This window comes from Shinella yambaruensis, from assembly GCF_022899355.1.
GTDB classification, from domain to species: Bacteria; Pseudomonadota; Alphaproteobacteria; order Rhizobiales; family Rhizobiaceae; genus Shinella; species Shinella yambaruensis.
This window is the reverse complement of record NZ_JALJCK010000002.1, coordinates 337,379-357,877: the sequence shown is the minus strand read 5'-3', so window position 1 is coordinate 357,877 and position 20,499 is coordinate 337,379. Positions and strand designations below refer to the sequence as shown.

The window sequence follows — 20,499 nt, the reverse complement described above, 5'->3', positions numbered from 1 at the left end:
ATTGGTATGTTATCACTTATATGCTAACTTTGCCGAAAAGCAAGCTGCTTCCCGAAGACCGCCCGCCGGCGTCCTTCCTCTGGAGAAGCCGGCTGTGTATGATATGTGATAAATGAAAACCCGGGAAAGGCTGGATCGGCATGTCGATCATCACGCAGCGCGGCAACCTCGCGGAGATCGTCGTCGCCAGGCTCGCCGAGCGGATCGACTCGGGCCTCTATCCACCCGGCGAGAAGATCCCGTCGAGCGCCCAGCTGTGCGAGGAATTCGGCGTCTCCCGCACCGTCATCCGCGAGGCACTGGCCTCGCTCAAGGTTGCCGGCCGCGTCATCGCGCGGCAGGGCGCGGGCGTCTATGTCACGGAGAAGGATGCGCGGGCGCTGAACTTCGAGATCAGCCGCATCGACGACATCCGCTCGGCCATGCAGATCCTCGAACTGCGGCTCGGCGTCGAAATGCAGGCCGTGGCGCTGGCCGCCCAGCGCCGCACCCCGGAAGCCCTCGCCGAGATCGCCCGCGCCTTCGACCATATCGAGACGCTCGACACAAACAATGCCGAGATCGAGGCGCGCGCCGATTTCGAGTTCCACCTCGCCATCGCCAAGGCGACGCGCAACCCGCATTTCCCGCGCTTCCTCGAGGCCGTGATGGGCGAGATCAATCTCGACCTGGTTCTCAAGCACCGCCAGTCCGGCCCCGCCTCGAAGACGTACCTGAAGAAGATTAACCGCGAGCACGCCGCCATCCTCGCCGCCATCACCCAGGGCGACCCGAAGGCCGCCAAGCAGGCGCTGACCGCCCATCTGGAGGAAAGCCTCGACCGCTACCGCGCCCTCCTGGACGAGCCGGCAGGCAGCAAAGGGGACGATTGAGGGGCCGGCGCACGCGCCGTCAGATAACGGCGTCCTCCAGGAAGGGCCGGTTTGCGACAACACGCTCGTAGCCGAAGGGCGAGAGGTCGAGCGTGCGGAAGCCGCCATAGGTGATCAGTTCGCAAAGCCCGCGCCCCATGGCCGGCGACTGCTGCAGACCATGGCCGGAAAAGCCGTTGGCGAAGAGGAAATTCCTCACCTCGGCGTGCGGGCCGAGGATGACGTTGTGGTCGAGCGTGCAGTAGTCATAGTGCCCCGCCCAGCTGTTGACGACCTTGATCGCCTCGAAGGCCGGCACGCGATTTGCCAGCGTCGGCCAGATCTCCGTCTCGAATTCGTCGTGCATGACGGCAAAATCGGCCGGGTCGACCTCCGGATCATGCCTGGGGGAGGTGCCCATCAGGTAGAATTTGCCTTCCGGGCGGAAGAAGACGCCGGTCGGGTCGATGGTGAGGCCGACGCCGGGGCCGAGCGGCGTGCGGCAATCGACGACGAAGATCGACCGGCGGCGCGGCTCGACGGGAATGTCGAGGCCCGCCATGCGCGCCATGACCTTGCCGTTGGTGCCCGACGTGTTGACCAGCATGCCGCAGGCGATCACCTGCCCGCCCCCGGTCGTCACCGAGACGATGCGATCGCCTTCGCGATTGATCGCGACGACCTCGTCCTCGATATACTCGACGCCGAGCGAACGCGCCTTCTTGCGGAAACCCTGCAGGAGACCGACGCTGTCGAACCAACCCTCCCCGCGCTCACCCTTGCTGCCAAGCGTGAGGCCTTCCGTGTTCAGCCAGGGAAAGCGCTTTCCCAAACCATCCGGGTCGAGCAGCGAGACGTCCGCGCCGCAGGCGACCTGCGTTTCGTGGTTGCGGCGAAGCACGTCCGCCCCCCGCTCGTCGCCCGCCAGGAAGAGATAGCCGTTCTCGTGGAAGCCGATCTCCGGCGTGTCGGCGTCGACCGCGACATTCTCCTTGAAGTTGCGGATGAATTCCGTTCCGAACTGCGAGATCTTCACATTGATCGCGTTGGAGAACTGGTGGCGAATTGAGCTGGAGGAGAGCGCGGTCGCCGATCGCTGGTAGGTCCAGTCCTTCTCGATCACCAGCACGGAGCCGGCGAAATCCGGATTGGTCGCCAGGAAATAGGCCGTCGCGCTGCCGACCACCGCGCCGCCGACGATCACCACGTCGTAGGATGTCCGCGAAGCCTGCATCACTCGTCCTCGAAATGACCGGCAGCCGTGAAACTCCCGCCCTGGTAGCGTACCGCCGGATCGCTCGGGTCACCCTGCCTGGTCGCGGCGAAAACCTTGTCCGCATAGTCATCGGCGCTGTCTTGCGGCCTGTAGCCGAGCGAGGCCGCCGTGCGGTTGTCCCAGAAGGCGCGGCTGTTGTTCGACATGCCATAGGCGACCATGAAGCCGACGCGCTCGGCCGACAGGCATTTTTCGACGAGCTGGCGGCAATCGCGGTAGGAGAGCCAGGTGATGAGATGGCGCCGGTCGGTCGGCTCCGGGAAGCAGGAGCCGATGCGGATGCTGACACTCTCGATGCCGAACTTGTCGAAATAGTAGCGGCCGAGATTTTCGACAAAGGTCTTCGAAACCCCGTAGAGGCTGTCCGGCCGCGTCGGCACGTTGCCGTCGATCGTCTCCGTGCGCTCGTAATAGCCGATGGCATGCACGGAGCTGGCATAGACGATGCGCTTGACGCCGTGGCGGCGTGCGGCCTCGTAGATGTGGTAACCGCCTGAAATGTTGCTGTCGAGGATCGTCTTCCATTCGGCCTCGAGCGGCTGACCGCCGAGATGCACGATGGCATCGCAGCCGTTCACCGCCGCACAGACCGCATCGAAATCGGCAAGATCGAGCGTGAAATCCTCCTCGTGCGGCGCGAGGTTTTCGCAGGGCCGGCGGTCGGAAAGCCGCACGACCTTGCCGAGCCGCGTGCCCGACTGGCGCAGCGCCGTGCCGACGCCGCCGGCCGCCCCCGTCAACAGAACCCTTTGAAAATGCGACATGATCTTTCCTTCAGCAAAACCGGCCGGTCCACGGGCGATGCGCCCTATGGCCGGCATGAGCGTATCATACGAGGGAGGGCGCGTGTTGACGGCCCGTGGCCGGACGTCCGCGATTGTCTACGGGACGCACCGTCTCATGCTTTCCCTTCCGCCTTGCCGTAGAGCGCGGCCTGCTCGCCGGTGATATAGCCGTGCCGGACGTCATGGGCGACGGCATCGGCGGGGCGCCCGGACGGATCGCCATAGCCGCCGCCACCCGGCAGCGAGAGCACGAGGCGGCGCCCCTCCGGCACGAATTGCAGCCCCTTGCCCTTCAGCACCGTGCCGTCATCGAGCGCGACGCCGCCGGGCGCGCCGTCGAGCCCGCCGTCGCGGCCGCGGGCCGGATGGTTCAGGCGGTCGAACATGGCGGAGAAGCGGAAGGAATAGCCCTCGGCCGCTTCGATCTCGATCATCTGGCCGAGGCCGCCGCGCTGTGCACCGGCACCGCCGGATCCCTCGCGCAGCTCCTTGCGCCAGACGATGACCGGGCCGACATTTTCCGTCGCCTCGATCGGCATCGTGTGCACGCCGCTCGGGAAGGCCGTGGCATTGAGGCCGTCGAGACTGGCGCGCGCGCCAGTCCCGCCGGAGTTGAACATCAGGATTTCCGCGCCCTTGCCGCCGATCTGGTCGGAAACCGGGCGCACGCTCATATGCAGGTTCCAGAGCGCGCTCGCCCCTTCCGCCGGCACCTGGCCGGGCAGCGCCTGGTGCAGCGCGCCGAGCACGAGGTCCGGCACGAAATGGCCGAGCACATGGCGCACCGCGACGGGAGCAGGCCGCTTGGCATTGAGGATGCAGCCCTCCGGCGCGGCGACGTCGAACGGCGCAAGCGAGGCGGCATTGTTCGGGATCTCGGGGGCGACGACGCATTTGATGCCGTAGCAGGCATAGGCTTTCGCATAGACCAGCGGCACGTTGATGCCGAACTTGCTCATGCCCGAGGTGCCGTCGAAATCGACCAGCACGCCATCCGGCCCGATGCTCAGCGTTGCGGCGAGATGCACCGGCTCGTCATAGCCGTCGAGATCGAGGCTGTAGGACCAGCTGCCGTGCGGCAGGTTTTTGAGGCGCTCCAGCGTCGCCTCGCGGCTATGCTTGAGGATGAAGCCGCCGATCATCGACAGGTCTTCGAGGTTGAACTCCGTGAGCATGTCGACGAGACGGCGGTGGCCGGTCTCGTTGCAGGCGGCGAGCGCGTGGAAATCGCCGACCACCTTGTCGCTCTCGCGCACATTGTTGCGCACGATATGGATGAGCGTGCGGTTCAATTCGCCGCGCTCGAAGAACTTCATGATCGGGATGAAGAGGCCTTCTTCATAGACCTCGCGCGCATCCGGCCCGAAGCCGCGTCCGCCGATATCCACCACATGGGCGGTGGAGGCGAAATAGCCGACCAGCCTGCCATGGTGGAAGGAGGGCGTGACGACGGTGATGTCGTGCAGGTGCCCGGTGCCCTTCCACGGGTCGTTGGTGATGTAGACATCGCCTTCGAAGATGTTCTCCGGGCCGATGTCGCGGATGAAATGGGCGACGGATTCGGCCATGGCGTTGACATGGCCCGGCGTGCCGGTGACGGCCTGCGCCAGCATGCGGCCTTCGAGGTCGAAGACGCCGGCGGAAAGATCACCCGCCTCGCGCACCGAGGTGGAAAAGGCCGTGCGGATCAGCGTCTGTGCCTGCTCCTCGACGACGGAGATCAGGCGGTTCCACATGACCTGCATGTGAATATCGATCATCGACTGGTTCATGCCTTCGATCCTCGATCAGGTCCGGGTGACGAGCAGGCAGCCGTCGTTTTGCACGACGGCCCTGAATGCGGCGGTGAGCATGGTGGAGGTCTCGCGCTCGACGATGACGGCAGGGCCCTTGACGACATCACCGGGCCTCAGGCTGTCGCGCTCATGGATGCCGGCGTCGAGGAAAGCGCCTTGGGCGGCCTCGAACAGGCGGCGGGTTTTTGCGGGCGTCACCGCCGCGCCTTCCGCGATGGCGGCGACGCGCGCGACCGGCGGCAGCGGAGAGCTTGCCTTGACCGACCAGCTGACGATCTCGATGTCCAGCCCCTCGATGGCGCGGCCGAAAAAGCGCTCATATTCCATTTCGAACAGCGCGGCGATCTTCTGCGCGCTTCCCGCATCGAAGCGGCTGGCGGCGAGCGGCACGGGAATGTCCCAGCCCTGCCCGGCATAGCGCATGAAGAGCGTGCGTTCGATGACGGGTTCGCCGGTGTCCAACCCGCCCTCGACGAAGCCGAGCGCTTCCACCTCCATGGATTCCACCAGCCGGTTCGCCTCCGCTACGTCGAAGCCCGCGAGGCTGAAGACCGCGCTGCGTACGGATTCGTAACCGAACGGCGCGCGCAAGAAACCGATGGCGGAGCCGACGCCGGCGCCGGGCGGAACGAGGAAGGTGGAGATGCCCATCTTCTCGCAGAGCCGCGCGGCATGCAGCGGGCCGGCGCCGCCGAAGGTGATCATGGTGAAATCGGCGATGTTCTTGCCGTTCTCGACGGTGTGGACGCGGCCGGCATTGGCCATGTTCTCGTCCACCATCTCGCAGGTGCCGAAGGCGGCGGCCTCCGGATCAAGGCCGATGACGGCGCCGATGTCGTCGGCCATGGCCTGCCGGCTGGCCGCGATGGAAAGCGGAATGGCGCCGCCGGCGAAATTGTCGGGATCGAGCTTGCCGAGGATGAGGTCGGCATCCGTCACGGTCGGGTTCGTGCCGCCGCGCTGGTAACAGGCGGGGCCGGGCTCGGAGGCGGCGGAATGCGGCCCGACGCGGATCTGGCGCATGCCGTCGACCGAGGCTATGGAGCCCCCGCCTGCGCCGATCTCCACCATCTCGACCACCGGAATGGAGATCGGCATGCCGGAGCCCTTGCGGAACCGGTAGGTGCGCGCGACCTCGAAGGTCTTGGCGGTCTTCGGCACCTGGTTCTCGATCAGGCAGATTTTTGCTGTCGTGCCGCCCATGTCGAAGGAGAGCACCGTGTCGAGGCCATGGCGGCGGGCAATGTCGGCGGCGAAGATCGCCCCGCCCGCGGGGCCGGATTCGACGAGGCGGACGGGGAATTCCGCGGCGCTTTCGACCGAAACGATGCCGCCGCCGGAATGGATCATGAAGACCGGGCAGGAAACGCCGATCTCCTTCAGCGAGACGACGAGACGGTCGAGATAGGATTTGATCGCCGGCTTCACATAGGCATTGGCGCAGACCGTGTTGAAGCGCTCGAACTCTCGCATCTGCGGCGAGACCTCCGAGGAGATCGACACGGAAAGACGCGGCAGGTGCGCGAGGATCGCCGCGCGCACGGCCGCCTCATGCGCGCCGTTGGCATAGGCGTGGATGAAGCCGATGGCAACGCTCTCATAGCCGCCCGCAGCAAGCGCCTCGACGGCGGCGGAAACCGAGGCCTCGTCGAGCGGCAACAGAACCTTGCCGGCTGCGTTCATGCGCTCGCGCACCACGAAGCGATCGGCGCGGGGTATAAGGGCCGGCGGCAGGGTGATGTTGAGGTCGTATTGCTCGAAGCGGTTTTCCGTGCGCATTTCCAGCACGTCGCGAAAGCCTTCCGTCGTGACGAAGGCGGTCTTCGCGCCGCGCCGCTCGATTAGCGCATTGGTGGCGAGTGTCGTGCCGTGGATCAGCAGGCCGATCTCGGAAAGGGCGATGCCGGCAAGATCCGCGACGGCGGCGACCCCCTTCAGGATCACCCGCTCGGGTGCCGCATAATCGGTCAGCACCTTCGTCGAATGCAGGACGCCGTCGACATCGAGCGCGATGTCGGTGAACGTGCCGCCGATATCGACGCCGACCCGGCAGTTCCGCGACCTGTCCTTCATCATCGCATTCTCCACCGACGATATCCTCGCAACGCCGCCCTCGCCGCCGGCCGGCCTCCCCGGCCGCGCACGGGATCATTCCCAGGCAAAAATGGATATATCACTTATCATACATGTGTCAACTTGTAGAGACCTTGCTATCCCCGCCTCCTCTGCGCGGCAACCAGCGGCGATACAGGTGCAGGACCAGAGCGGGCCGCTTTCGTATCGAGCACGAGTCGTCGACTGCGGCAAGCCCGGCCGGCACCCGGCGCGGCGTGGTGCGACGCCCCGCGAAAAACGCATGCGGGACGGCGAAATCCCCGCTTCCCGACGCAGAGCGCGGGATTTCGTGCACGCCTCACGCTGCCGATGTGCTTTCGCGCTCGCTGGGCGGTGACTTGACGACCGCGAGCATGATGCCGCCTGCGGCGACGATTGCCGACCCTGCGACGACACCCAGTGTCGGCTGTTCGCCAAAAAACAGAAAGCCGATCAGGCCCGCGAAGATCAACCATGTATAGTCGACGGGACCGACGACCGACAGAGACGCAAGGCGGTAGCCCTGGACGATGCAATATTGCGCCGTCACCGCAAGCGGCCCGAGCAGCACGAATGGCAGAGCACCTTCGAGCGTGAGCGGCACCCACTGCATGGCAGCGGGAACGGCCATCAGCAGGAGGCCGAACGTATTGACATAGAGCAGCACCGTCATCGTGCGGTCGGCGTGCGAAAGCACCTTGATCATCAGCCCTTCGACGGCCAGCAGCGCCGCACCGAGAACCGCGATACAGGCCGGCAAGACATAAGCCGGCTGGAATTCGGTGAAGGCGCCGCGCGAGGCCATGATGATCGCCGCGCCGGCGCAGCATACCGTGATCGCGCCAAGCTGCTGCCGGCCAAGCCGTTCCTTCAGAACCAGCACCCCGAGAGGAACGACGAACACGACATAGAGAAGGCCGATGGCCGTGGCATCCACGATCGGCATGTTTGCCGATGCGTAGATCAGCGCGCCCCCGCCCGAAGCGCCGAAAACGGCCCGCATGAAATGGGAGAGCGGTTTCGGGCTTCGATAGGCGGACAGCCTTTCCCGCCGCGCCACCACGACCAGCAGCAGCGTTGCCAAGCCGCCGATGTAGCGGAGGAACAGGATCTGCAGCGGGGTTGCGCTTCCATCGGCGAATTTGCCCGATGCGAAGATCAAGGAAAATAATGCTGTCCCGACCGTGACCCATGCAATGGCTCTGGTGTTGGTGTAGAACTGGCGTGGGCGCATTGCACATCCATGAGGTTTTTGCCCTTGCCTTGTGCCGGATTTCCGTTTTCTGCTCAAACGAGGATTTTGAGGGGAGCCTGAGGAAAATTCATGCAGATCGGCCGCCGCGTCTCTCTCAATGCCATCCGGGTGTTCGTCACCGCCGCACGCACCGCGAGCCTGACGGCCGCAGGCACAGAGCTCGGCGTCACCTCCGGCGCGGTGAGCCACCAGATCAAGAAGCTCGAGGACGAGCTCGGCGTGAGCTTCTTCCGTCGCGGACACAATTCCGTTTCGCTGACCGATGCCGGCGAACGGTTCTATCAGGAGGTCGCGCCGGCAGTCGCGCTCATCGAGCGGTCGGCCGATGCGCTGTACAGAGACGAAAACGAGATCAGCGTTCTGGCGTCGATGTCGTTTGCCGTGCGGTGGCTCATTCCGTCGTTGGACCGTTTCCGCTCCCTATGCCCCGAAGCGCGCGTGCGGGTGGAAACAAGTGCCTATCTCACCTTCCCGGCCGCTCCGGCGTCCGACGTGAGCATCCGCTATGTCCGGGCCGGTGACGCGGTTGACGGCTGGGAGCACCTGTGCCGCGACTTCAGCCGCCCCGTCGTCTCGCCGGGCCTGCTGGCGAGGGGCGCCACGGGCCGGGAGATCAGCGTTTCGGATGTGCCCGCGCTTCGATGCGCAGCCGGCAACTGGGATTGGAAGCTCTGGTGCAAGACCTTCGATATTCCCATAACGGCCCTGACCTTCGCCCATGAATTCGACACGGACGACGCAGCTCTTCATGCCTGTGTTGCCGGCCTTGGCATGGTGCTCGCGCCCCCCATCCTCACAGCCAGGGAAACACGATCCGGCGCATTGGTGGCCCTGCCCGGATATGAGCCGGTCGAGATCGGGGCATATCGTTACCAGCGCCGCTCGGAATCGAGAGTGGTCCGGCAATTCTGCAACTGGATGAACGCCGAAATGCGGGGCCTTGAGTAGCGGATGGCGATTTCAGCGGCCGAACGGTGCCACGAAAGCGACAGGCCCGACTGGCCGGAAGCCCCCCCCCCCCGCGAGACTCGCACGCGGCGCACGCTCCACCTCGGTGGGCGGGCGGCCGCTTTACGATGCCAGCGGACGGGTGTAATCTGGCGGCCTATCATCTGGAGCCTCAGCCATGCGTCTTGGAGTGCTCGTACCCGGCCTCGCCGTGGCCCTGATTCCCACATTGGCGGATGCCCACAACTGCAAATGCCGCAATCGCGGCGTCATGTTCGAACTCGGCGAGACATCCTGCCTGAGGGTCGATGGCGGTTCCTATCTCGCGCGCTGCGAGATGAAGCTCAATGTCTCGTCCTGGACCAAGATCCAGGAAGGCTGCCCCGTGACGGAACGGATCCTGCCGCGGCCGACGCTCGTTAACTGACCACTTCGTCAAAGGGCGCCTAGCTAAGGCGTGGGAAGAAAACACCTAGTGCTTCAACACGCGTGCGAGGAAGGCGCGGGCGCGTTCGTTCTGCGGGTTGTCGAAGAATGCGTCCGGCTTGCCGACCTCCAGGATCGCGCCCTGGTCGATATAGACGATCCGGTCGGCCACTTCGCGGGCAAAGCCCATTTCGTGCGTCACGATCATCATCGTCATGCCGTCGGCGGCCAGTTCGCGCATCACGTCGAGCACCTCGCCGATCATTTCCGGATCGAGCGCCGAGGTCGGCTCGTCGAACAGCATCAGGTGCGGCTCCATCGCCAGCGAACGGGCGATCGCCACGCGCTGCTGCTGGCCGCCGGAGAGCTGGCCGGGATATTTGTGCGCATGCGCCTTCAGGCCGACGCGGTCTAGCAGCCTGAGCGCGGTCGCCTCGGCCTCGGCCTTCGACTTGCGGTGCACGCGCATCGGCGCGATGGTGATATTCTCCACCACCGTCTTGTGCGGGAAGAGGTTGAACTGCTGGAACACCATGCCGACGCCCTTGCGGATGGCGGCAAGCTCGCTTTCACCGCCGAGAAGGCGATCCTCCTCCACGGGCATCGGGTAGCCGTCCACCAGGAGGCTGCCGTTCTGGTACATTTCCAGCCCGTTGACGCAGCGGATGAGCGTCGACTTGCCCGAGCCGCTCGCGCCGATCACCACCACCACCTCGCCGCGCGCCACGGAAAGGTCGATGTTCTTCAGGACGTGATGGCTTCCGTAGAACTTGTTGAGGGTCTTCATTTCGACGATGGTGCTCATGGAGCGGCCTCCGGTGGTGTTCGCGTCGCTCATCGGCTGCCCCGCGCAAGGTGCTTTTCGAGCTTGCGGGCGACGAAGGTGATCAGGGATCCGACGAGGAAATAGGTCAGGAACAGGAACGAATAGACTTCATATGTGCGGTCGCCATATTGCGGGTTGGCGAGGATCATCTGACCGGCGCGCAGGAAATCGGTGAGGCCGATGATGAAGACCAGCGGGGCCGTGTTGAAGATGTCGAGCACGTTGCCGACGAGCGGCGGCACCACCACGCGAAGGGCCTGCGGCAGGACGATCGAACGGTTGATGTCGAACTCGCTCATGCCGAGCGACCGGGCGGCTTCCGTCTGCCCGCGCGGCACGGCCTGCAGGCCGCTGCGGACATATTCGGCGACATAGGCGGAATAGAACAGCGTGAAGCCGATCATGCCGCGCACCACATCGGCAAGGTTGAGCTGCGGCGTCAGCACGGGCATCAGGATCCAGATCCAGTAGACGACCATGATCAGCGGCACCGAGCGCATCACCTCGATATAGGCGGTGCAGATCCAGCGCACGCTGGAAAAGCGGCTGCGGCGGCCGAAAGCAAGCAGGATGCCGATCGGCAGGGTGACGACCGCGGTGACGAGCGTCAGGAGGATGCTGAGCAGCAGGCCGCCCCAAAGGCCGGCGCCGGGCGGCGCCATCACGGCGAAGATCGCGATCAGCCCGACGAAACTTGCCGGCACGAGCCCTTTGCGCACCGCCGGAACGCGGGAAATCAGCGCCCAGGACAGCCCGAAGAGAACGACCAGTGCCGCAACAAGCAGGATGTTCGCAAGGTCGTTCGTCCCCGTCAGGATCAGCGCAACCGCCACCACGAGGAGGAGGCCGCCGGCATGTCGCCCGCGGAACGCGAAGACGCAACCCAGCGCTGCGCCGAGCAGGGCGGCGATGATCATCGCCGCGACCCAGGTCCGCCACACCTGGTCCACCGGGAAGATGCCGATCATCAGGACGCGCAGGCTTTGCGGAATGATGTCCCATTGCGCCACCGTCAGCGCCCAGCCGGCGATCTGCCAGATGAGCCAGAGCACGCCGGGAATGACCGTGAGGGACAGGAGGATGTCGAACGGCTTGGCGAACAGGTTGTGCCGCGACCATTTCAGCGATCTGGCGATCATCGCGACGCTCCGTGTCTTGTCATGCGGCGGTCGGCCCAGCCGACGGCGGCGCTGATGGCCCAGCTGAGGATGAGGTAGGAGGCCATCACGATGACGATGCCTTCGAGGCTGTGGCCGGTCTGGTTCGCGATGGTGCCGTAGATGTTGAACAGTTCGGGATATCCGATGGCGATGCCGAGGGCGGTGTTCTTCGTCAGGCTGATATACTGGTTGCCGAAGGACGGGAGGACGACGCGGAAGACCTGCGGCAGGATGATGTCGTTGACGGTGTCGCGGCGCGTGAGGCCGAGGGAAGCGGCCGCCTCCCATTGCCCCTTCGGCAGCGCGTCGATGGCGCCGCGCACGATTTCCGCGATGTAGGACGCGCTGTTGACGACGATGGCAAGCAGCAGCGCGGCCATTTCCGGGCTCATGCTGGTTCCGCCGCGCGCCTGGAATTTCGAGGCGACGGGAACGTCGAGGCCGACGATGCCGGTTGCGAACATCATGCCGCCAAGCAGGAGGACGGCGCCGGCGCAGATCCACCGGACCGTGCCGTGACGATCGAAGAGCACGCCGAGGATGGCGACCCAGAGTGCCGTTGCGGCTCCGACGGCTAGGAGCGAGTCACCACCCTGCCAGGTGGGAACAGGAAAATAGAGGCCCTGCTGGCTGATCACGACGCCATAGAATTTCGCGGCCGCGGCGATCGGCGGAAAATGCAGGACGACGGCGAAATACCAGAAGACGAGCTGGATCAGGAGCGGCGTGTTGCGCACGAACTCCACGCACCAGAAGGAGAGGTTGCGCACCACCCAGTTGGTCGAGAGCCGGCCGACGCCGAGCAGCATTCCCAGCACGGTGCTGAGAAGGATGGCGAGGACGGCCACCTTGATCGTGTTGAAGATGCCGGTGACGAAGGCCTGGGCGATCAGGTGATCCGACGTGAAGTTCAGCAAGGCCGGCCAGACGCCGTCCTTAAGGGCGACCGTCTTGCCTTCGCTGATGTCGAAGCCCGCGGCATCCCAGAGGAAGGAGAAGCTGAACCTGATCCCGTGCCGGGCCAGCCCCTCCTTCACGGCGAAGGCGAAGAGGACCACGAGGACGATGGCAGCCGCGACGATGGCGGACTGGGTGGCGTTGTGCCGAATCCGGTTGCGGCGGCGGCGAGCCGGAAGGTCGTCGTCGGCCATGTTACCGGCCACGTTCGCTTGGGTTTGCACAGTCATGTCGAAATACCAGAACCGATGGGAGGCCCGGGGCGCGATGCCGCCCCGGGCCGGTCAGGAGGGGATCAGTTCCAGAGGGGCGAATAGATGGCGCCGCCCTCGGTCCACAGGGCATTCGGCGTGCCCTTGCGGTCAAGGAACATCCGGGTGTCCGGGCCGAGATTGCGCGCGTAGATCTCGCCGTAATTGCCGGTGGCCTTGATCACCTGCGCGACGAAATCGTCCGGCAGGCCGAAATCCTTGCCGTAGCCGCCGCCGACGCCGAGGAACTTCTGGACGAACGGATCCTCGCTCTTCTGCTTCTCTTCGAGATTGGCCTGCGTGATGCCGGATTCCTCCGCCTGGAACAGGCCGTAGGTGACCCAGCGCAGCGCGTTGCGCCACTTGGAATCATTGGCCGCGACGAAGCCGCCGAAGGGCGACTTGTCGAGCGTGTCGGGCAGGATCAGGTAGTCGGCCGGCTTGGGCGAGTTGCCGGCCCAGGCGGCAAGCGCGGACTTGTCCGTGCTCATCGCGTTGCAGCGGCCGGAATTGAGGGCCGCGAAGAGCTTTTCGAGGTTTTCGTAGGTCAGGACCTTGGAGCCTTCCCAGCCGCGCGCCTTGAAGGCGCTGGTGAGGACCGTCTCGGTCACCGAGCCCTGCGTCGTGCAGAAGGTGGCGCCGTCGAGGTCGGCGAATTCCTTCACGCCCGACTCCGTCTTCACCATGACGCCCGTGCCGTCGTAGAAATTGACCGGCAGGAAATCGATGGCGATGGAGGATTCGCGCGCCGGCTTGATGGTGGTGTGCGCGAAGACGACGTCGACCTGGTTGGTGAGGACCGCATCGAAGCGGCTCTTGTCGGTGACCGTGACGAACTTGACCTTCGACGCATCGCCGAGCACCGCGGCAGCGACCGCGCGGCAGAAGTCGACATCGAGGCCTTCCATCTGGCCCGTCGTCGTATTGAGGTAGCCGAAACCGGGCGCGGTGTTGTCCGTGCCGCAGTTCAGCGTGCCACGCTGCTTGACCGTGTCGAGGACGGAGGCCGACGCGTGACCTGCGGTAACGGCGAGGCCGGCAAACACGCCGGCCGTGAGAAGCTTGATCAGTTTCATTGCAGTCCCCTGTGAATATCGCGAGCGCCCTGCACGCTGGTGCAGAGCCCGGTTCTCATGCCGAGAGCTGATTTGGGCGATAGGGCAACAGCGGCTCTTGCCGTTCTGTAGCGATTGTTCCCGCCATTGGCCTAAGTCCGCCGTTTGGTAGCCAAGCTGCGAACCCATATCAATCGACAGGGGGACGATAGGAACACGATTTGTTCAGGTCTACTTAATTCTGCTTTACGTACTATTTAGCAAAACTGTTTGATTTTAACCGCCGGCATTGCCTGCGGAAGTCGCATCGGGCGGGAGCCGCGCCTCGCCCTTGCCCGTGGGCAAGCGGCGGCGGGAGCCGATCCGCGCGTTGATCTGCGCGATGAAGGCCTGGACGGCGGGGCTGCGTTTTTCCCCCTTGCGGAAGGCCAGCGAGATCTTGCGGCGGATCTCCGGCTCGACCTTGCAGACCCAGACGTCCTCGAGGTCGTAGCTCGCCCGAAGACCCGGCAGGATCGAGATGCCATAGCCCTCCCGGATCAGCGCGATCGTCACCTCGAAGCCCTTGCAGCGGGCGACGATGTTGGGGGTGAAGCCGGCCTCCTGGCACGCATCGGTGATCATCCGGTTGTAGGTCGAGGAGGCGGTATCGAGCGCCCAGCGCTCGTCGCGCAGCTGATGCAGCATGACGGTCGGCTGCTCGGCCAGCGGATGGGTCTGGGACACCATCACATTGAAGACGTCCTCCATCAGCGGGATCGTCTCGATGTTCGGATCGACGGCACCGGCAGGCACGTTGAGGTCGTCGATGATCGCGATGTCCGTCTGCCAGCTGCGCAGGGCGGCAAGGCTTTCGGCGGGCTCCATCTCGTCGAACTGCACCGTGAGGTGCGGATGGAGGCGATAAAGGCTCTGGATCGCCCCCGCCACCACCGCCGCGGCAACGGAGGGAAAGGCCGCCACCCGCAGCTCGCCGGCAATGACCTTCTTCAATTCGGCGATGTCCGCGCGGGCCGATTCCAGTTCGATGAGGATCCGCTCCGCCCGCTCGACGAGCTGCTTTCCGGCCGGCGTCAGCTCGACGCCGCGGCCGCGCCGCTCGATGAGGTCGATGCCGACCTCCTGTTCCAGCAGCGCGATCTGCTGCGAGACGGCGGATGGGGAAACGTATAGCGCCTCGGCCACCGCGGCCATGGTCTTGCGGATCGACAGTTCGCGCAGCGCGCGCAAGCGGGCAAGGTCCATTCTTTCCTCCTGGAGCAGCACGAAGAATGATTAGCAAATCAGAACGCATGTGCAAATATTATTAACTTTTTCTGGATCGAAGCCGTGACTAGCCTTTCTCCACGCCCTCATACCCCTTGCGGAGACTGGTCATGACCGAACAGACGAAAGCCTATTTCAACGCCCCCGTTCACGAACGCGACCCGCTCGTCGCCGGCGCCATCGACAACGAGCGCAAGCGCCAGCAGGACCAGATCGAGCTCATCGCATCCGAGAACATCGTCAGCCGCGCCGTGCTCGACGCGCTCGGCCACGAGATGACCAACAAGACGCTGGAGGGCTATCCGGGCAACCGCTTCCACGGCGGCGGCCAGTTCGTCGACATCGTCGAGCAGGCGGCGATCGACCGCGCCAAGCAGCTCTTCGGCTGCGCCTATGCCAACGTCCAGCCCCATTCGGGCACACAGGCCAACCTCGCCGTCTTCTTCCTGCTGCTGAAGCCGGGCGACAAGGTCCTCTCGCTCGATCTGGCCGCCGGCGGCCACCTGTCGCATGGCATGAAGGGCAACCTGTCGGGCCGCTGGTTCGAATCGCACAACTACAATGTGGACCCGCAAACCGAGGTCATCGACTATGACGCGCTGGAGCGCATCGCCGAGGAGGTTCGCCCGACGCTGCTGATCACCGGCGGCTCGGCCTATCCGCGCGAGCTCGACTTCGAGCGCATGGGCAGGATCGCGAAGAAGGTCGGCGCCTGGTTCCTCGTCGACATGGCGCATATCGCCGGCCTCGTCGCGGGCGGCGCCCACCCCTCACCCTTCCCGCATGCCGACATCGTCACCTGCACCACGACCAAGACGCTGCGCGGGCCACGCGGCGGCCTGATCCTCACCAACAACGAGGCCTGGTTCAAGAAGCTGCAGGCCGCCGTCTTCCCCGGCGTCCAGGGCTCGCTGCACAGCAACGTGCTCGCCGCCAAGGCCGTCTGCCTCGGCGAAGCGCTGCAGGACGACTTCAAGGTCTACGCCGCGCAGGTCAAGGCCAATGCCCGCGCCCTTGCCGAGACCCTGATCGACCGCGGCGTGCGCATCGTCTCCGGCGGCACGGACACGCACATCGTGCTGGTCGACCTGTCGAGCAAGGGCCTGATCGGCAAGCAGGCGGAAGACCTTCTGGCGCGCGCCAACATCACCGCCAACAAGAACCCGATCCCGGGCGACAGCCCGCGCCCGCCCGAATGGGTCGGCATGCGCCTCGGCGTCTCCGCCGCCACCACGCGCGGCATGAAGGAAGAGGAGTTCCGCACGCTCGGCACCATCATCGCCGACCTCATCGAGGCGGAAGCCGCCGGCACGGCGGACGACGTCGTCGACGGCGCGAAGGCCAAGGTGGCCAGGCTGACGGCAGCTTTCCCGGTCTACGCGCACTGAGCGCGAGAGATCCGGACTGACAGAAGGGGGCGCGCCACGCGCCCCTCGTTCCGGCCCGAGCCGGGCCTTGGATGATGCGAAAGGGAACGTCATGGGAATGGACAGGGGCGCCGGCGGTGCGATCATCGACGGCAGGATGTTCGCGGCCGGCCTGCTGGACGACGTCGCGGTGAAGGTCGCACGGCTGAAGACCGCGACCGGCGCCGTGCCGGGCCTCGCCGTGGTCCTCGTCGGCAGCGATCCCGCCAGTGCCGTCTATGTCGGCTCGAAGCATCGCCAGACGGCCGCCGCCGGCATGAATTCCTTCAAGCACGAGCTTGCGTCAGACACGACGCAGGACGAACTGATGGCGCTGATCGGCCGGCTCAACGGCGATCCCGCGGTGCACGGCATCCTCGTCCAGCTGCCCCTGCCGCCTCATCTCGACGCCAGCGCCGTCATCCAGGGCATCGATCCCGACAAGGATGTCGACGGCTTCCATGTTTCCAATGCCGGGCGCCTTTCCACCGGCCAGCCGGCGCTGGTGCCCTGCACGCCGCTCGGCTGCCTGATGCTGCTGAAGCACCGGCTCGGCGGCGATCTTTCCGGCCTGAACGCCGTGGTGGTCGGCAAGTCGAACATCGTCGGCAAGCCGATGGCGCAACTGCTGCTTTCGGAAAACTGCACGGTGACCATCGCCCATTCGCGCACGCGCAACACGCCGGAACTCTGCCGCGCCGCCGATATTCTCGTCGTCGCGGTCGGGCGGCCAGGCCTCGTGCGTGGCGACTGGATCAAGCCGGGCGCCACCGTCATCGATGTCGGCATCAACCGGGTGGAGATCGACAGCAAGCCGCGCATCGTCGGCGACGTCGCCTTCGAGGAAGCCCGCCATGTGGCCGGCGCGATCACGCCCGTTCCGGGCGGCGTCGGTCCCATGACGATCGCCTGCCTGCTCTCCAACACGCTCACGGCCTTCGGCCGCCAGCATTCCGTCCCTGTCGACTGATCGACCCGAAAGGATCGCCAATGTCCGCCCTTTCCAACCGCTATGCCCTGCGCGTCGCCTGCCCCTCGATCCGGGGCGTCACGGCCGCGATCGCCACCTACCTCTCAGCCAACGGCTGCAACATCTCCGACAGCGCCCAGTTCGACGACAAGAGCACCGGCCGCTACTTCATGCGCGTCAGCTTCCAGTCCGAGGAGGGCCGCACGCTGGAAGCGCTGCGCGAGGGCTTTGCCGAGATCGCCGCGACCTATCAGGCGGATGCCGAATTCTTCGACGAGACGACCAAGCGCAAGGTCATCCTCATGGTCTCGCGCTTCGGCCATTGCCTCAACGACCTGCTCTATCGCTGGCGCATCGGCGCCCTGCCGATCGACATCGTCGGCGTGATCTCCAACCATTTCGATTACCAGAAGGTGGTCGTGAACCACGACATCCCCTTCCACCACATCAAAGTGACGAAGGAGAACAAGCCGGAGGCGGAGGCCGAGCAGATGCGCATCGTCGAGGAGACGGGCGCCGAGCTCATCGTGCTCGCCCGCTACATGCAGGTGCTCTCCGACGAGATGTGCCGGACGATGTCGGGCCGGATCATCAACATCCACCATTCCTTCCTGCCGTCCTTCAAGGGCGCCAATCCCTACAAGCAGGCCTTCGAGCGCGGCGTGAAACTGATCGGCGCGACCTCGCACTACGTGACCGCCGACCTCGACGAGGGCCCGATCATCGAGCAGGACACGGTGCGCGTGACGCACGCCCAGAGCGCCGAAGACTATGTCAGCCTCGGCCGCGACGTGGAGAGCCAGGTGCTCGCCCGCGCCATCCACGCCCATATCCACGGCCGCGTCTTCCTCAACGGCAACCGGACCATCGTCTTCCCGCCCTCGCCCGGCTCCTATGCCTCCGAGCGAATGGGATAGGCGCCGCCCGCCGCGGGCCCCGTAAAAGGCATCGCTGCCGGCACGCGCCTTGCCAGGTCGAGATCGCCGCGGCTATCGCTACCCCCCGAAGACCGGCACGCCGCCGCCAATGGCGCGGCGCGCGCCTCCCACCCGAAGCAGGATCACGACATGGCCATCCATCTCCCCGACAATCCCGCCCGCACCGATGTGCTGGCAGCGCGCCCGACGCTCTGGACGAACCCGCACTACACGGAAAACGCCATCGCGGACGCGACGCTTCCCGTGCGGCCGTCGGATGTGGACGAGGCGCAGGAGAACTGGCGGCATCTCGCGCCCCTGCTGGAAGCCTGCTTCCCCGAACTGCAAGCCACGAACGGCGAAATCCGCTCCGACCTCGTGCCGCTGGAGGCCATGCGCAAGGCGCTGGGCTATGACGGCGCCGAATTCGGCACCCTTCTCGTCAAGGCGGACAACGCCCTTCCTGTCGCCGGGTCGATCAAGGCGCGCGGCGGCGTCTACGAGGTCTTCCTGTTCGCCGAACGGCTGGCCCGGCGCGAGGGCCTGCTGAAGGCGGGCGAGGACATCCGGCGCCTCGCCGGATCGGACGCGAAAGCCTTCTTCTCCCGCTACACCATCGCCGTCGGCAGCACCGGCAATCTGGGGCTCAGCGTGGGCGTCGCGGCCCGCGCGCTCGGCTTCCGGGCGACGGTCCACATGTCCGCCGACGCCAAGGCGTGGAAGGTGGAGCGGCTGACGCGGCTCGGCGTCGCGGTCGTCAGGCACGACGCCGACTATACGACCGCGGTGGAAAATGCCCGCATCGCCGCCGAGAGCGACCCGACGATCTACTTCGTCGACGACGAGCAATCCCGGCAGCTTTTCCTCGGCTACAGCGTCGCCGCGCTGGAGCTTGCCGGGCAGCTCCGGGCCCGCGGCATCGTCGTCGATGCCGGACATCCGCTGTTCCTCTACCTGCCCTGCGGCATCGGCGGCGCGCCGGGCGGCGTCGCCTATGGCGCGAAGGCGGTCTTCGGCGACGATGTGCACTGCTTCTTCGTGGAGCCGGTTCAGTCGCCCTGTGCGCTGGTCCATCTCATGAGCGGTTCGGCGGATCTCGTCTCCGTCTACGATGTCGGCCTGACCAACCGCACGGAGGCGGACGGCATGGCCGTCGCCCGCATGTCGGCCTTCGTCGCCACCGTCATGCGCCGCATGCTGGCCGGCGTCTTCACCGTCGACGACCCGTCCCTCTTCCGCTGGCTCCTGAGCGCCCATCAGAGCCAGAACCTGCGCCTCGAACCCTCGGCCGCCGCCGGCTTCGCCGGACCGGACTTCCTCGTGAAGCACCCGGCGGGCAAGGAATTCTGCGCGCATCGGCAGATCGGCGACCGGCTCGCCCAGGCAACCCACGTCATCTGGACCACCGGTGGCGCCTTCGTGCCGGAGGACCAGTTCCAGGCCTTCCTGCGCACGGCGAGCGAGATCGGCGGGACGAACTGACGGTTGGCGACACGTCTTGCCTGGATCCACGCGGCCGTATCCCGGCGCCTATGCGCCGGGATACGGCCCCTGGCCGGACAACTACGCGGCCACCGCAGGCGTATCGTCGCGGCCGGCGGCGATGTAGGCGATGAGGTCCTCGATGCTGATCAGCGGCAGCCGATGGGTTGCCGCAAAGTCGATCAATTCGGGCAACCGGGCCATCGTGCCGTCATCGTTGGCGACCTCGCAGATCACGCCCGATGCGGTCCTGCCTGCAAGGCGCGCAAGATCGACGGCGGCTTCCGTATGGCCCGGGCGACCGCGCACGCCCCGCGGATGCGCACGCAGGGGGAAGATATGGCCCGGGCGGGCGAAGTCTTCCGGGCGGCTCGCGGGGTCCATGAGCGCCTTGACGGTTGCGGCGCGGTCGGCTGCGGAAATGCCGGTCGTCGTGCCGGGAAGGTAATCGACGGAGACGGTGAAGGCCGTATGGAGATATTCCGTGTTCTGCGGAACCATCAGCGGGATGTCGAGCGCATCGAGCCGCTCGCCTTCCATCGCCACGCAGATGAGGCCGCGGGCGTGTTTCATCATGAAGGCGATCGCCTCCGGCGTCACCGCATCCGAGGCCACGATGATATCGCCCTCGTTTTCCCGGTTTTCGTCGTCCACGACGACGATCATGCCACCGCGCGCAAGGGCAGCGATTGCGTCTTCAATTTTCGAGAGTGCCATTTCATTGCCTTTCAAGGGTTGCCGATGCCGGCGTTTCAATCCCTTGGGCGAACAGGCCCGC

Annotated in this window: 18 protein-coding genes; 7 read left to right on the top strand and 11 right to left on the bottom strand. The window is 65.6% G+C overall.

Features of this window, described 5'->3' with window-relative positions:
- Nucleotides 1-140: 140 nt before the first annotated feature.
- Nucleotides 141-872 carry a FadR/GntR family transcriptional regulator gene (locus MUU56_RS05590; protein WP_244766323.1) on the top strand — a complete coding sequence of 244 codons (732 nt, stop codon included), beginning with the start codon at nt 141-143 and terminating at the stop codon, nt 870-872.
- A 19-nt stretch (nt 873-891) separates the two neighbouring features.
- Here MUU56_RS05590 and MUU56_RS05585 read toward each other — a convergent pair whose 3' ends face one another.
- From MUU56_RS05585 to MUU56_RS05565, 5 genes are all read right to left on the bottom strand, one after another.
- Complete coding sequence (locus MUU56_RS05585) at nt 892-2,085, bottom strand: NAD(P)/FAD-dependent oxidoreductase (RefSeq protein WP_244766322.1); 1,194 nt, start codon at nt 2,083-2,085, stop codon at nt 892-894.
- Nucleotides 2,085-2,891, bottom strand: coding sequence for an NAD-dependent epimerase/dehydratase family protein (locus MUU56_RS05580; RefSeq protein ID WP_244766321.1), 807 nt, complete (start codon nt 2,889-2,891; stop codon nt 2,085-2,087). The genes MUU56_RS05585 and MUU56_RS05580 overlap by 1 nt, the downstream gene beginning before the upstream one ends.
- A gap of 134 nt (nt 2,892-3,025) precedes the next feature.
- Nucleotides 3,026-4,684 (bottom strand): hydantoinase B/oxoprolinase family protein, encoded by a 1,659-nt coding sequence (locus MUU56_RS05575; protein WP_244766320.1) that lies wholly within the window; start codon nt 4,682-4,684, stop codon nt 3,026-3,028.
- Between the two features lie 15 nt (nt 4,685-4,699).
- On the bottom strand, nt 4,700-6,781 hold the full coding sequence (locus tag MUU56_RS05570; RefSeq protein ID WP_244766643.1) for a hydantoinase/oxoprolinase family protein: 2,082 nt from the start codon (nt 6,779-6,781) through the stop codon (nt 4,700-4,702).
- A gap of 340 nt (nt 6,782-7,121) precedes the next feature.
- A complete protein-coding gene (locus MUU56_RS05565; RefSeq protein WP_244766319.1) occupies nt 7,122-8,036 on the bottom strand; it encodes a DMT family transporter in 915 nt (304 codons plus the stop codon).
- 90 nt (nt 8,037-8,126) lie between these two features.
- On the opposite strand from MUU56_RS05565, the gene MUU56_RS05560 reads away from it, so the two are divergent.
- Together MUU56_RS05560 and MUU56_RS05555 are read left to right on the top strand one after the other, a co-directional pair.
- Nucleotides 8,127-9,005, top strand: a complete 879-nt coding sequence (locus tag MUU56_RS05560) for a LysR family transcriptional regulator (RefSeq protein ID WP_244766318.1) — start codon at nt 8,127-8,129, stop codon at nt 9,003-9,005.
- A 178-nt stretch (nt 9,006-9,183) separates the two neighbouring features.
- Nucleotides 9,184-9,432 carry a hypothetical protein gene (locus MUU56_RS05555; RefSeq protein ID WP_244766317.1) on the top strand — a complete coding sequence of 83 codons (249 nt, stop codon included), beginning with the start codon at nt 9,184-9,186 and terminating at the stop codon, nt 9,430-9,432.
- Nucleotides 9,433-9,477: 45 nt separating this feature from the next.
- On the opposite strand, the gene MUU56_RS05550 is transcribed toward MUU56_RS05555, so the two are convergent.
- The 5 genes from MUU56_RS05550 to MUU56_RS05530 form a co-directional block, all read right to left on the bottom strand.
- Nucleotides 9,478-10,236: an amino acid ABC transporter ATP-binding protein gene (locus tag MUU56_RS05550; protein ID WP_280530946.1), complete on the bottom strand. Its 759-nt coding sequence runs from the start codon at nt 10,234-10,236 to the stop codon at nt 9,478-9,480.
- Between the two features lie 29 nt (nt 10,237-10,265).
- Nucleotides 10,266-11,396, bottom strand: a complete 1,131-nt coding sequence (locus MUU56_RS05545) for an amino acid ABC transporter permease (RefSeq protein WP_244766316.1) — start codon at nt 11,394-11,396, stop codon at nt 10,266-10,268.
- A complete protein-coding gene (locus MUU56_RS05540; RefSeq protein ID WP_244766315.1) occupies nt 11,393-12,568 on the bottom strand; it encodes an ABC transporter permease subunit in 1,176 nt (391 codons plus the stop codon). The genes MUU56_RS05545 and MUU56_RS05540 overlap by 4 nt, the downstream gene beginning before the upstream one ends.
- A 101-nt stretch (nt 12,569-12,669) precedes the next feature.
- Nucleotides 12,670-13,701, bottom strand: a complete 1,032-nt coding sequence (locus MUU56_RS05535) for a transporter substrate-binding domain-containing protein (protein WP_244766314.1) — start codon at nt 13,699-13,701, stop codon at nt 12,670-12,672.
- A gap of 255 nt (nt 13,702-13,956) precedes the next feature.
- Nucleotides 13,957-14,925: a LysR family transcriptional regulator gene (locus MUU56_RS05530; protein WP_244766313.1), complete on the bottom strand. Its 969-nt coding sequence runs from the start codon at nt 14,923-14,925 to the stop codon at nt 13,957-13,959.
- Between the two features lie 131 nt (nt 14,926-15,056).
- Between MUU56_RS05530 and MUU56_RS05525 the strand changes: the two genes are divergently transcribed.
- The 4 genes from MUU56_RS05525 to MUU56_RS05510 all read left to right on the top strand — a co-directional run bounded on the left by MUU56_RS05525 (nt 15,057) and on the right by MUU56_RS05510 (nt 19,721).
- Nucleotides 15,057-16,334: a serine hydroxymethyltransferase gene (locus MUU56_RS05525; RefSeq protein ID WP_244766312.1), complete on the top strand. Its 1,278-nt coding sequence runs from the start codon at nt 15,057-15,059 to the stop codon at nt 16,332-16,334.
- 91 nt (nt 16,335-16,425) lie between these two features.
- On the top strand, nt 16,426-17,322 hold the full coding sequence (gene folD, locus MUU56_RS05520) for a bifunctional methylenetetrahydrofolate dehydrogenase/methenyltetrahydrofolate cyclohydrolase FolD (protein ID WP_244766311.1): 897 nt from the start codon (nt 16,426-16,428) through the stop codon (nt 17,320-17,322).
- 20 nt (nt 17,323-17,342) lie between these two features.
- Nucleotides 17,343-18,239: a formyltetrahydrofolate deformylase gene (gene purU / locus MUU56_RS05515; RefSeq protein WP_244766310.1), complete on the top strand. Its 897-nt coding sequence runs from the start codon at nt 17,343-17,345 to the stop codon at nt 18,237-18,239.
- Between the two features lie 150 nt (nt 18,240-18,389).
- Entirely contained in the window at nt 18,390-19,721 is a 1,332-nt protein-coding gene (locus tag MUU56_RS05510; protein ID WP_244766309.1) for a D-serine ammonia-lyase, read from the top strand.
- Between the two features lie 81 nt (nt 19,722-19,802).
- Here the strand turns inward: MUU56_RS05510 and ribB are convergent, their stop codons facing one another.
- Nucleotides 19,803-20,438, bottom strand: coding sequence for a 3,4-dihydroxy-2-butanone-4-phosphate synthase (gene ribB, locus MUU56_RS05505; RefSeq protein ID WP_244766308.1), 636 nt, complete (start codon nt 20,436-20,438; stop codon nt 19,803-19,805).
- Nucleotides 20,439-20,499 lie beyond the last annotated feature (61 nt).

Excerpts from the sequence above, each read along its gene's own strand:
- MUU56_RS05590 (WP_244766323.1), top strand. The coding sequence starts at position 141 with ATGTCGATCATCACGCAGCGCGGCAACCTCGCGGAGATCGTCGTCGCC.
- MUU56_RS05585 (WP_244766322.1), bottom strand. The coding sequence starts at position 2,085 with ATGCAGGCTTCGCGGACATCCTACGACGTGGTGATCGTCGGCGGCGCG.
- MUU56_RS05580 (WP_244766321.1), bottom strand. The coding sequence starts at position 2,891 with ATGTCGCATTTTCAAAGGGTTCTGTTGACGGGGGCGGCCGGCGGCGTC.
- MUU56_RS05575 (WP_244766320.1), bottom strand. The coding sequence starts at position 4,684 with ATGAACCAGTCGATGATCGATATTCACATGCAGGTCATGTGGAACCGC.
- MUU56_RS05570 (WP_244766643.1), bottom strand. The coding sequence starts at position 6,781 with ATGAAGGACAGGTCGCGGAACTGCCGGGTCGGCGTCGATATCGGCGGC.
- MUU56_RS05565 (WP_244766319.1), bottom strand. The coding sequence starts at position 8,036 with ATGCGCCCACGCCAGTTCTACACCAACACCAGAGCCATTGCATGGGTC.
- MUU56_RS05560 (WP_244766318.1), top strand. The coding sequence starts at position 8,127 with ATGCAGATCGGCCGCCGCGTCTCTCTCAATGCCATCCGGGTGTTCGTC.
- MUU56_RS05555 (WP_244766317.1), top strand. The coding sequence starts at position 9,184 with ATGCGTCTTGGAGTGCTCGTACCCGGCCTCGCCGTGGCCCTGATTCCC.
- MUU56_RS05550 (WP_280530946.1), bottom strand. The coding sequence starts at position 10,236 with ATGAGCACCATCGTCGAAATGAAGACCCTCAACAAGTTCTACGGAAGC.
- MUU56_RS05545 (WP_244766316.1), bottom strand. The coding sequence starts at position 11,396 with ATGATCGCCAGATCGCTGAAATGGTCGCGGCACAACCTGTTCGCCAAG.
- MUU56_RS05540 (WP_244766315.1), bottom strand. The coding sequence starts at position 12,568 with ATGGCCGACGACGACCTTCCGGCTCGCCGCCGCCGCAACCGGATTCGG.
- MUU56_RS05535 (WP_244766314.1), bottom strand. The coding sequence starts at position 13,701 with ATGAAACTGATCAAGCTTCTCACGGCCGGCGTGTTTGCCGGCCTCGCC.
- MUU56_RS05530 (WP_244766313.1), bottom strand. The coding sequence starts at position 14,925 with ATGGACCTTGCCCGCTTGCGCGCGCTGCGCGAACTGTCGATCCGCAAG.
- MUU56_RS05525 (WP_244766312.1), top strand. The coding sequence starts at position 15,057 with ATGACCGAACAGACGAAAGCCTATTTCAACGCCCCCGTTCACGAACGC.
- folD (WP_244766311.1), top strand. The coding sequence starts at position 16,426 with ATGGGAATGGACAGGGGCGCCGGCGGTGCGATCATCGACGGCAGGATG.
- purU (WP_244766310.1), top strand. The coding sequence starts at position 17,343 with ATGTCCGCCCTTTCCAACCGCTATGCCCTGCGCGTCGCCTGCCCCTCG.
- MUU56_RS05510 (WP_244766309.1), top strand. The coding sequence starts at position 18,390 with ATGGCCATCCATCTCCCCGACAATCCCGCCCGCACCGATGTGCTGGCA.
- ribB (WP_244766308.1), bottom strand. The coding sequence starts at position 20,438 with ATGGCACTCTCGAAAATTGAAGACGCAATCGCTGCCCTTGCGCGCGGT.